Annotated in this window: 10 protein-coding genes; 2 read left to right on the top strand and 8 right to left on the bottom strand. The window is 58.2% G+C overall.

The window, feature by feature from the left end:
* The first annotated feature begins 236 nt into the window (after positions 1-236).
* Entirely contained in the window at positions 237-2,486 is a 2,250-nt protein-coding gene (locus LQD11_RS06380; RefSeq protein ID WP_238616788.1) for a S8 family serine peptidase, read from the top strand.
* 68 nt (positions 2,487-2,554) lie between these two features.
* On the opposite strand, the gene LQD11_RS06375 is transcribed toward LQD11_RS06380, so the two are convergent.
* Positions 2,555-4,114: an ATP-binding protein gene (locus LQD11_RS06375; RefSeq protein WP_238616787.1), complete on the bottom strand. Its 1,560-nt coding sequence runs from the start codon at positions 4,112-4,114 to the stop codon at positions 2,555-2,557.
* A 196-nt stretch (positions 4,115-4,310) separates the two neighbouring features.
* Between LQD11_RS06375 and LQD11_RS06370 the strand changes: the two genes are divergently transcribed.
* Positions 4,311-4,802: an Rpn family recombination-promoting nuclease/putative transposase gene (locus tag LQD11_RS06370; protein WP_238616786.1), complete on the top strand. Its 492-nt coding sequence runs from the start codon at positions 4,311-4,313 to the stop codon at positions 4,800-4,802.
* Between the two features lie 47 nt (positions 4,803-4,849).
* Here LQD11_RS06370 and LQD11_RS06365 read toward each other — a convergent pair whose 3' ends face one another.
* The 7 genes from LQD11_RS06365 to LQD11_RS06335 form a co-directional block, all read right to left on the bottom strand.
* Complete coding sequence (locus LQD11_RS06365) at positions 4,850-5,266, bottom strand: hypothetical protein (RefSeq protein WP_420828255.1); 417 nt, start codon at positions 5,264-5,266, stop codon at positions 4,850-4,852.
* 65 nt (positions 5,267-5,331) lie between these two features.
* A complete protein-coding gene (locus LQD11_RS06360; protein ID WP_238617028.1) occupies positions 5,332-5,781 on the bottom strand; it encodes a VanZ family protein in 450 nt (149 codons plus the stop codon).
* Positions 5,782-5,842: 61 nt separating this feature from the next.
* On the bottom strand, positions 5,843-6,616 hold the full coding sequence (locus LQD11_RS06355) for a YdcF family protein (RefSeq protein WP_238616785.1): 774 nt from the start codon (positions 6,614-6,616) through the stop codon (positions 5,843-5,845).
* Positions 6,617-6,741: 125 nt separating this feature from the next.
* Positions 6,742-7,893, bottom strand: a complete 1,152-nt coding sequence (locus LQD11_RS06350) for a glycosyltransferase family 4 protein (protein WP_238616784.1) — start codon at positions 7,891-7,893, stop codon at positions 6,742-6,744.
* Positions 7,890-8,987: an EpsG family protein gene (locus LQD11_RS06345; RefSeq protein WP_238616783.1), complete on the bottom strand. Its 1,098-nt coding sequence runs from the start codon at positions 8,985-8,987 to the stop codon at positions 7,890-7,892. Before LQD11_RS06345 ends, LQD11_RS06350 begins: the two co-directional genes overlap by 4 nt.
* Positions 8,988-9,571: 584 nt before the next feature.
* Positions 9,572-10,603, bottom strand: a complete 1,032-nt coding sequence (locus LQD11_RS06340; RefSeq protein ID WP_238616782.1) for an ATP-grasp domain-containing protein — start codon at positions 10,601-10,603, stop codon at positions 9,572-9,574.
* A 92-nt stretch (positions 10,604-10,695) separates the two neighbouring features.
* On the bottom strand, positions 10,696-11,817 hold the full coding sequence (locus LQD11_RS06335; RefSeq protein ID WP_238616781.1) for a glycosyltransferase family 1 protein: 1,122 nt from the start codon (positions 11,815-11,817) through the stop codon (positions 10,696-10,698).
* Positions 11,818-11,880 lie beyond the last annotated feature (63 nt).

The following is an 11,880-nucleotide window of genomic DNA, read 5'->3' as shown; positions in this document are numbered from 1 at the left end:
CCCCCTCGGGGGAGAAGGGCGCGTCTGTCGCTGACTTGGTTCTTTCAGCCTAAAACCCGACCATTCCGATCAGCGGAACAATTCCCCTCCCGAATGGAAAACACACCATTTCGGATTTGATTTAACTTGACTCCTGCCTGACGCGCAAAAAACCGATACCCGGTCACGCCGTCAGGCCGGACAGGCACGTCCGTCCCAAGCCACTCGCAACCCGCGACACCGCTCAAGGCACGGTCATGACCCTCGTCCGCCCTCGCCCCATCCATCGGGATGCCGTCCGCATCACACTCATCGCCTTGCTGATACCGCCACTGCTAACGGCCTGCGGTGGTGGCGGCGGCAAAAACGTCCGCCCCGACCCGAACCAGGGCAGCGGCAGCCCCACACCGGTACAGCAGAACGACAGCGCCCCACCCGCCACCCGACTCAACGAAGGAGAAGTCCTCGTCGCCGTCGCCGACACCGGCCTGCGTCACACTCACCAGGAACTCACCGATCGGATCCTCCATCGCTACGATGCCGTACAGAACCACACAGGACACAACGGCTCGGACACCACCACCGCCGACCAGGATCAGTCCCGGGTACTTCCCATCAACCCCCACGGCACCGCTGTCGCCGGCATCATCGCCGGGCATCGCACCGGCAACGCCCCGATGGCCCGTCTCATGGACATCCGGATCTCGAACACCGAGGACGGCAACACCACCCGCAACATCATCCTCCACGGCCTGGAACATGCCGCCACCCGGCAGGCAGGCGTCTTCAACCTCAGTTACAACGCCAACCTCACCCATGTGCCCAACCGAGAAAATGCCATCCGCCAGGCCGCGGACAACGACGTGATCCTGGTGGAAAGCGCCGGCAACAGCAGTACTTCGGTCCAACCCCTGCAGGCCGGCTCCGCGATCTACCACCAGTACCTCATCGTCGGCGCCCTCAATGCCGCCCGCAACGATCGCGCCGACTTCAGCAATCACCCCGGAGACCATGCCGCAACCCAGGCACGCTACCTGCTGGCCCCCGGCGAACGCATCCGTACCGCCCACAGCAGCACCGACCAGGCCTATACCCAGTTCACCGGCACCTCGGCCGCCGCCCCGGCCGTGTCCGCGGCCGCCGCCACCCTGCGCGCCCACTGGCCGCATCTGGATGCCGCCACCCTCACCCAGCACCTGCTGGACACGGCCGACCGGCACTTCAGCCCCCTCTACGGTGACCCCCGCTGCGGCACCAGCGGCACCGTGGACTGCGGTTTCTATCACTATGGACAGGGTCGCCTGGACCTGGACACCGCCCTGGCCCCCAAGGGAGAGCTACAGCTTGCCATGGGCACCCGGGTGGACGCCGCCGAAGGCCGCTCAACTCCTGGCCAGACCCACCTGCAACTGCCGGCCGCCTTCGGCGACGCCCGCCTGCCGCCCCGGGCACTGTCGCAAGTGGCCGGGTTCGACGCCCTGGGTCGCGACTACCTGATGGATCTCTCTCCCGGTCTGCGCACACCCGTCGACCCCTATCGCACACTGCACCGACGCCTCCAGCAGGGCATTGGCTCTGCAGAGCGTACCCTGGTCCGACACCACACCCACGACGGCAGCCTGCATGCCCGAGCCGACTACGATGCCGACGGTCTGCCGGTCAACATGCAACTGACCTGGAACGGACCTCACGGCGGAATCACCGGCTACCAGTTCACCGCCGGCAACCCGACCCCCGGCCACCCGGCCGAACACATGCCCCTGCTGGCCTACAGCGGCGGTACCTACTGGCTTGTTGAAGACGAGACCCTCACCGGCCTGAGCGGCCATTACCGCCTGAGCGAGCGCATCACCCTGAGTGCCGACTACGGCTGGTCCGGCGACGCAACCCAGCTCAACCCTCACGGCGCCCTGCAGCGTCTGGACACCCGTCTGGCCCTGCAACTGCACAACCGCCTCACCTGGCATCTGGGCAGCGCCCGGGTCACCGAACAGGATCGTCTCATGGGCAGCACCGGCAGCGGCGCCCTGCACACCCGTGGCACCCACGTCACACACTTCCTCTACAGCCGCATCGAAGCCGATTTCACCCCACAACTGAGTCTGTTCGCCGAATTCGAGCAGGGCCGGGGGGACCGCAGCCACCCACATGGCCTGATACACCGTCTGGAAGGCATGACCCTGCGCCAGGCGGCGGTGGGTCTGACACTGCGTCGGGAGGATACCCAATGGGTGCTGATGTACCACGAACCGCTACGGGTACATCAGGCCCGAGCCCACCTGCGCATCCCCGGTGGGCGCACCATGGACGGTCGGATCCTGTTCGACGACCTCACTGCGGATCTCACCCCCGACGGCCGTCAGCGCAACCTGGAACTGGGCCTACGCCATCCTCTTAGCGCCCACAGCACCCTCCAGGCCCACCTCGTCCACATCCGCGAACCCGGCCACCGCACCGACGCCCCCTCCGACACCCTGGGAGCAATCAGCTACCAGCGCAGATATTGAAACTGCGCCACGAGTGCCCACTCCCACAGTGCTTCCGGGTGATGGGGTTGCTGCATCGTGCCGTTCCCTCATCCCCGGCCCACCTCAAACGCCACGATCTGTCGCTTTTCCCGGGAAAACTCCACGCCGATCAGGTGAATGGGTTTGCCGGAGGCGCGGTACTTGTCGGCATAGCCCTTGGCCTTGATCTGCGCCAGCGCCCTGCCCTCGGGGAGTTGTTCCACCACCTTGAATTCGAACAGGTAGATGTGGCCGCCGAAGTCAACGGTCATGTCCACCTTGCCGTGGTGGCTGGCGTCTTCCACCGTGACCTGGACCCCAAGCGCGGCGAAGTGGCTGTAGAAGACGCTGGCGTAGTGGCCTTCGTACCGGGCAATCGGGTTGTTGCGGTACCAATCGTGAGGCAGGCCGGCATAAAGGGCCTTGAGGTGAGTCTCCAGGCCCGCCAGGTCGTGCTGCTGCAAGTGCTTGAACAGGGTGCGGCGTTCACGTGGGCCGTTCTCGACGCCCAATGATGGGAGTAGCGCATGGTTCAGGCTGGTTTCCACCTCGTGGTTGGGAAAGCCCAGGGTGTACTGGCGGTAACCCAGCATGGGCTCCTTGATCTGCTTGATCGTCAGGTAGCCGGCCTGAAAGAGCAGCGCGTCGGTACTGATGTCGTCAACGTCAAACTGGCTGAGCAGCTCGTACTCCGTTTCCCACTGGTCCAGCGATGGCGTGAAGACCCCACGCTGCTTGAGCAGATTGACCAGGAAGGTCGGCGTGGCGCTCTCGAACCAGTAGGGACCGAACTCGCGTTTCTGGAGCAGTAGCAGCACATCGAAGGGGTTGTAGACCGATGCGACCTCGGGGCCGCCCCAGCGGTAGCCGTTGTACCACTGGCGGATGGCCTCGCGGTCCAGGCCGGGCAGTTCCGGGGAGAATACCGTGTCGATGTCCTCATCGGTATAGCCGCAAATCGTGCTGTAGGGTGCGTCCAGGGTGATGTCGTTGAGGTTGTTCAGCCCCGAGAACAGGCTGACCTTGCTGAACTTGGAGACCCCGGTGATCAGCACCAGATGCAGATGGGGATCGGCGTCCTTGAGCACGCTGTAGAGGTTCTTGAGGCCCTCGCGCAGCTCCCGGGCACGCTCCGGTTCCAGGATGTTGTCCAGGATGGGCTTGTCGTATTCATCGATCAGCACCACTGCCCGTCGACCATGGTGCTGGTGGGTCTGGTGGATAAGCTCGCGAAAGCGGCCGGCAATGGAGGTGTTGCGCAGGGAAACGCCCAATGCCTCGGCCTGGGCATTGAGCAGTTCATGGATGTGGATGTCCAGGGCCTCGCGGCTGGTCAGCACGCCATCTCCAAAACTCAGGCGAATCGCCGGGTGGGTCTGCTGCCAGTCCCAGCGGTCGTGGATGTAGAGTCCGTCGAACAGCGCCTGGTGACCTTCAAACAGGCAGCGCAGGGTGTCCAGCAGCAGGCTTTTACCGAAGCGGCGGGGACGGGAGAGGAAGTAGTAGCCGCCGATCTTCGCCATGGACTCGATCAGGGGGGTCTTGTCGACGTAGTAGTAGTGGCCCTTGCGCAGTTTTTCAAAGGACTGGATACCGATGGGGAGTGTGAGGCGCTGATGGTTGGCCATGCCTGGCCCTCCGGGAATAAGTTTTATGCCGGTGGCAGTTTATCATCGCCCAAGAGAGCCAGAGCCCCTCTCCCGCTGGGGGGGGGAAGAAGGGAGTCAACGTGGGCTGTCCCGGCCTGACCGCCGACTTCACGCACTGCCTCCATCCCTCTCTGATCGGCTACCCTATGGGCCCACCCACCCCGATACCCAGAACATGGGCAACACCCTCCCCAACCCCCACGACACCCTGTTCAAGGCCCTGCTCGAAGATCCCGAACGGGCCGGTGCCCTGCTGCGCGAGAGCCTTCCCAAGGCCCTCACCGACAAGATGGCCGGTGATCCCCTGACCCGGCAGATATTGATTTACATCGTCCGGGTCCACACAATGACCGAAGATGAATTCAAGCAAGGGGTGGCCATGGCCAAACCCCATCTCGTGGAGGCACTCACCATGTCGCTGGCTCAAGAATGGATGGATCGCGGCGAAGCCAAGGGACTCCAGAAAGGCATTCAGCAAGGCCTTCAACAGGGCGAGGCTCAGACCCTGCTGCGTCAGATCGAGCGCAAGTTCGGCCCCCAGGCCAGGATGCACTGCCAACAGCGCGTCCAGCAGGCTGATGAGACTCAATTACTCCAGTGGATCGACAACATCCTCACCGCTGAACACCTCGAAGACATCTTCCAGGACGATTCCTCCCTGCAGTAACCCTGGCCACGGACCTGGCCCACAAAAAGGGGACAGACCCCTTTTGCTCAGTGCAGCGCCTTCACTTCTGCCAGGGACAGGCCCGTCGATTGGGCGATCTGCTCGTCGGTGAGCACGCCCAGCTTGAGCAGGTTGATGGCCGTCAAGCGCTGCCCCTTCTGCAGGCCAATCTCTTCACCCTCCTGTCGACCCTCCTGCCGACCCTTCTGCTCACCCTCCCGCCGAGCTTCATTCAGCAGCGACACCTCATCACGCAGCGCACGCTCCCGCACAAATGCCAGCCGCTGCGCTTCCTCGTCGGCACTCAGTTCCCGGATGCGGCTCATGGCCCGCTTGACCGGCTCGTGGGCAACCTTGGCCATGATCAATTCCTCCCGCCAATGCTTGAAAAAGGTGATCCAGTCATGCAACGGACCTTCCGATAAGCCAAGACGATCCGCCTTGTTCAGTTCGATCAGGTTCATCTGCAGGATGTTCCCCAGCGACTCTTGTGCCCAAAAAAGGGGTCTGTCCCCATTTTTATGCATTTTTACGACCTGCGCGGCGTGAACCACAACAGCACGAACCCGATCCCCGCCCCCAGCAGATTGATGCCCACATCCGTCAACGACGCATAACGCCCGTCCACCAGCAACTGCAAACCCTCAGTCCCGAACGACAACGTCACCAACAGACCCAGCAACACCCACACCCCCAGATCCGCCCGCCACCAGCACAGCCAGGCCGACACCAGCGCGAACAGGATCAGGTGGGCCCATGCACTGGTCTGCTGGGTGACCAGATCCGGCTCCTGGGACCAGGGCCACCAACTGGACACCACCCCTGCCCACTCACGGATCACCTCCGGCGGCAGAGTCATTCCCGCCAACAGCAAAGCCATCGCCGCCAGAAAACCCAAACGCCAGAACCACGGCATCGGCCGGGCCAGATACCAGGCAGCCAGCAGCACACCCGCACAGATCACATACACCCAGAGCATCACCTGATTATCCACCACCAACCTTCAGACAAGAGGACCAGAAAAGGGGTCTCTCCCCTTTTCACTCCGCCCAGCCGCGCCACCGATACACCCACAAGCCCAGATACTCCTTCAATGCCCGGGTGCTGTCCGCCAGGGCCTGGGCGTCCGGGAGCCAGCGCAGGGGATCTGCGGGCAAGGGCTCCACCTCGAAATCCGTGGGTGCCGGCCAGGCCTCCACGCCGGCGGCCCGGAACGTGGCCAGGGCGCGCTCCATGTGCAAGGCCGATGTAACCAGCAACACCTGCTCCAGGCCCCTGTCCTCCAGCAACTGCGCCGTGTACACCGCATTGCCGCGCGTGGTGGCACTGTCCGTTTCCAGCAACACCGCCGACGCCGGCACGCCCAAGTCCACCAGAAACTCCCGCATGGCGTGGGCCTCCACCCGCTCACGCTCCCGCCACGGCACCGAACCACCGGACACGATCACCCACGGCGCCCGATCCGCATGATACAACCGGGCACCATGCCACACCCGGTCCGCCGCCGGCCCCAGATTCGGATAAGGCCACTGGGGCGGACCCACGTTGATGCCACCCCCCAGCACCACCACCGCATCCGCCTCCGGCAGCGCGTGTGCCGGCACATACTCGAACCGCGACTCCAGCGACGCCCGCAGCGCGTCTGATGCCACCGGCATGGACCACAACCACACCCAGGCCAGGCCCAGACACAACACCCCTGCCCCGGTGCGTCGCCAGCGGATCAGCCACAGCAACAGCGCCAGCAGGGCCAACAAAAACAAAAGGCCCAGCGGGTAAGCCAGCTGGGCCAGGAGTTTGTCCAGGTACAACATTGATTGATCTCCTTTTGGAGCAGACTGCGGCGAGTCATTGGGCCCTCCGCTGCCCCCTCATCCCGAGCCTTTCCCCGGCCGAAGGAGAGAGCGGCTTGGGTGGAGGCCCCTTTCGCCAAGCTGGTTTACACCTTCCCCGCAACATTCCCTACCAACTCCCCATACACCCCCAACGTCCGCTCAATCACGATCCGCTCATCAAACTCCCGCAATGCCTTTTCCCGGGCTGCCTCGCCCAACCGACGACGCAACCCAGGGTCATCCTGCAAACGAGCAATCGCGCGCGCCAAGGCAACACCATCCTTCACCGGCACCAGCAACCCGTCCACTTCATGAGTCACCACCTCACGACACCCGGGCACATCCGTGGTCACCAACGGCAACGCGCAAGCGGCAGCTTCAATCAGTCCCTTAGGCAGGCCCTCTCGATAGCTGGGCAGCACCACCACATCCACCGAACGCAGTAAAACAGGCATGTCATCCACATGACCCAGCCATTCCAGTACCCCCTCTGCTACCCAGCCCCGGACCACCGACTCGGGAACGCTGGCCGGATTACCCGGATCTGGATTCCCGGCCAGCAGCACATCCACCCCGCGACCTGCGGCACGAAGCCAGCGGGCCGCCTCCACCAACTCTGCCAAGCCCTTATCCCACAGCAAACGAGCCGGCAAGAGTACCCTCAAACGCCCACTTCTCAACCCCACGGCATCCCAATCGGCCGGCACGAACCGCCCGCAGTCCACCCCAGATCCCGGGATCAGCCGAACCTGCTCCTCCTGCACCAGTCGGGCCTCTAAAAACAGTGCCACATCATCACAATTCTGCAAAATCAAACGTGCCCGTGGCCCACCCAATGCCACCCGCAACAAAAACCGAACCACCGGGCGCAGAAGACGGGCCTTTGGACTATCACTGATGAACACATAACCCAACCCCGCCACCGCGTTAACCCGTGCGGGCAGCCTCGCCAAGCGGGCCCCCAGAGAGCCATACACTGCACACTTGATAGTGAATCCATGTACTAGATCCACCTTCTCCGCCTTCAACAACCGCCGTAACCACCACAACAACGCAGCTTCCCGAAGCGGATTCAGGCTAAGCCGCTCCATTGGCGCTGGTACCCACCTAAACCCCATCGAAAGCAGCTGTTCCCCATAAGGTCCAGGCGGCGAGACCAGCAACACCTCATAACCCGCATCGCACAGTGCCTGTGCCAAAGAACGCCGAAAGTTATACAAATACCAATCTGTATTGGCGAAAAGGAGAATCTTCAAAACACACCTTCCAAGGGATAGAAGCGATAGGGAAGCCAAGCTGGTGCATGCGTGGCGTAGTTTAACCATACAAAGGCCACCAACGCATAGTAGGCCACCACCGCAAATACCCATACTTGATTATTGCCCCGCCCGTCGCGACGCCCCAGAGCTTCCGGCAGATAGGCAAACACCAACAGTTGAAGCGGCAACAGATACAGCGCCATCCGGTCCACCGCCGTGGTCGACGGCGTCACAAAATACAGAGCCATCAACCCCAAAGACACCACGGCAAACCACGTCCAAAGCTGCTTCTGGGGCAAGTTCGCAGCAAAGCGCTCCCGCTTCCACAAAAGAAGCGCAGCCGGCAACGCATTCATCAGCAAACGAATAAACGCGCCTTCAGACTGCATGCCGGCATCCCAATAGCTCGTTTCAAACCTTTCAACCGATTCCTGCAGCAGCACTACATAGCTACCCGCCGCTACCACCCCCACCCAAAGCCAGGTAGTCAGACGCCGCCGACTGGCAGCCAAAGCCGCCATGGGCAGCAACAATACCGCCGTCTTATGGAATGTAGCCCCCACCACTGCCCAAATCACGAACTTCATCACCCTGCCATGGCCTAGTGCCACCAACCCAGCCATGATGCAGCCCAGCGCAATTCCCTGCCGGGTGTATCCCATGCCCACCACAGTTACCACGTAGGGCATCGCCACCACCAGCGCCAGCCAAGGCCGGGGAAGATGGCGACAGAACAGCACCAGCCCAAAACTGAACACCGCAGCGCCCAACAGGTTAACCCCGTGAATCCCCCAGTCCATCTGCATGGCGATCCATTGCAGCAGACGATAACCAGGGTCATTCCACCACCAATCGGGGTCCAAGTAACGCTGGCCATCTAAAGCGTTTTCAAAACCTCGCAGGTAATTAAACCAATCGCCACCCACTTGATGGCGCAAACCCACCATCAAGGTCAGCACCATCAGCACACCCCACCACACCGGGGGAATGCGAATCCGCGGCATCCCCTGCCACGATACCCGTATCCGCCGGGGGTGTTCCTGCACGGCAAGCACCGCAGGCACCAGAAACATGAACCAATACACCCACATCTCAGCTATATTCCTCTAAGCTGACGCCGAGCATGAGAACTGACCACAACCGATAAGTGAAGGCACCAAAGTGTGATAACCAAGTGGACCGACAACGACGCGAGATCATGAGCCGACTCATCAAGTGATAATACCAATCCCGGCTCCTTTGCCGCAAACGACTTAAAAATCAATATAATACTTACTTCTATTACTGAAGATAGTTTTCCGTTTCCCCTCACACAGCGAGTTCCAGTAGCCGTGCGATATAGGTATTTTTTTAGGCGTTTTGGGATAGGGTTGAAACGGTTCCTATTGCGCACGCGTAGCTCTCCATGAGCGTAGGCATGACACCTTTTCCTTGCACCGCATGTGAGAAATCCACACATCCGGCGCGACGAGTAACTGAAATAGGAAATATGGTTTAAACTAATGCACCGGCTTTCGCGAAAGTCGCCAGCTACAACAAACGCCCAGCACCTAACGTCGACCGCACCAGTCGTCGACACTACCATATCCGTCGCGGCTCCGATAGGCTGATGATTTCCTGGACAGCTAAAAAAAGTCAAGTGATTTGCTTGATTGCCGCGCTAATAGTTATTAGGCTAATAGGATATTATAAACTCCAGAATCTCAGCAGGAGCATCAAGATGCCCTTCCACCAACTCGCCATTTCTTTTCCACCAAACTCCCGCCTTCTTAGCACCTTCAGCAAATCCGTAGCTCATTTCAATAATTTTCGACTTATTACTGGATTTATCAATTACTATATCGAAGCCCATACACACCGACTGCAATCGGTCACTAACATCGAATAGCTGATTCCGGAGATCATGATCAATCAGCGAGTGGTCGTAAAAAATATCACCGCCACCTGAAGCCCGAAAGTCACCATGCCTAACGCGACGTGCACAGTAACCAAGTTTCCCATTAACCACCACTACCCTCAGGTCAAAGCCGGCATTAGGAATAAATTCCTGAACATAAACATATCCTTTCTCATTCGGAAATTCCCTTGCAGCAAGCCATGTCCTAAAGAACTCTGGGACACGTCGTGCACGTTGAAAAAACATCTCGCTGCTCTTTACACTCCGAATGTTAGAAGCACTCTTAAATAACACAGACGGGTTCGGCTTAAATCCTCGGGAAAACATTTTGTTCCCGTATTTGATCGCTGAACCACGATCATGAATCAATTTAACGTTATGAGCTCCAGACCCGGTTCGTAGCTTTGCCACTACGGGCCACTCACTATTCTGACTGACCCAATACTGCCAATCGCTTTTTCTATAAAATATATTCCACCGAGGGATACTTGCACCGGCAGCTTCTAGCAAATAAGACTGTGCGATCTTGTCATCAAAATGCCAGGAGTCAAAAAAATCAGGGAAAATACGAACACCTCTTTGCTTTGCACCATACAAGATGGACCTCGCATGGAGCATGTCTCGAACGCTATAATTACTAAAGTGCATGAGCAGCGCATCATGATCCATGATCGTACGAAAAGAGCCGGGCTCAAACACATCTAGAATCTTGTATGATATTCCTTGTTCTTTGCAATGCGCCTCCCAAGAAAGACTCCAGCTACTGCTGTGGGTCTTTCTATCTGAATCTCGATGTATTACTACTTTCATACCCCCTCCCTACTCAGTGTAATGATAGTAAAAATGATATAGCAGGAACCCCCGTCAATTGACTAAGAAATAGAATGCATGGCAACATGAAGCTAGCAGGCGCCACTCGCATTTAAATAGAAATCAGCAAGCTCACGTGATGCACCCCTAACATCATAGCCCTTGCTAATAATATGACCCTTGACGATATGCCTGTCACTTATTGGTGACATCGACAACATGACTTCCGCCCATGCTTCAGGCGATTCTTCGAGTGATACAAATGAGACCAGTCCAGTAGCATCAACCTCTCTAGTCACACGATCTGATACCACGCAAGGAAGTCCGCTTGCCTGGGCTTCTACAAGGACGCAAGGGAGCCCTTCGTAGAGAGAAGGAAACAAAAACAGATCACTAGCATGAAGGATATCTGGGACATCATCACGGACTCCGAGAAACCTCACCCGCTCATCTATCCCAAGCTGCCTACATCTCTCTTCTATTTCACTTCGTAAAAGGCCATCACCTACTAAAAGCAGAATTGCATCTGGCCTTGATTGGAGTAATGCATGAAAAACCTCCAACAAAAATACGTGATTTTTAGTTTTAGAAAATCGAGCAACATTGGAAACGATAAGCTCTTCTTTAAAGCCCAAGTTATGCCGAAACAGCTCTCTTTGTTCAGGAGAAAACTCAAACCTGTTTACGTCAATAGCGTTTTTCATTAGTCTCGCCCTTCGCCAATGTGATCCAAACATCCATTTAGCTGCATCAATTGAGCATGCGAACAACGATCGCGCGACGTATCTTAGAGGAAACCTGGCTAACACCTTCAGTCTAGAGCGCAAATCTTTATCGAATCCACCTGTGTGACTATGTGCCACTGTATGTCGACCCATTGACCTTGCTAAACCAAGATAAAGTGCGCCTGGTGATGTATGATGCCCATGAACAACGCTCCATTCAGGATGACTCTTTAACAAAGAAAACCAGGAGCGAAGATAGCTTAATATATTTAGCCCATTGAACCTCGGCACATAAAAGACACGACCACCAAGAGAAATAATTTCTTTCTCAAATGCATATCTCGCATGTTCCGAGCTGGGATTATTTACCACAAAATCAAATTGAATTACTGAACGATCCAAGTGCCGATAGTTATTCATGATCATGCTTTCAGCGCCCCCCATGTCAAGGCTTGCGAAAACCTGCAACACTCTTATTGGATCAGTCATATCTTTTTTAACACCCTTACGTTAATGCTATTTACGCCCATATATTCTCAAGCTTTCATCAGC

It is taken from the genome of Ectothiorhodospira shaposhnikovii (assembly GCF_022227765.1).
In the GTDB taxonomy this organism is placed as follows: Bacteria; Pseudomonadota; Gammaproteobacteria; order Ectothiorhodospirales; family Ectothiorhodospiraceae; genus Ectothiorhodospira.
This window is presented reverse-complemented; position numbering and strand designations above follow the sequence as displayed.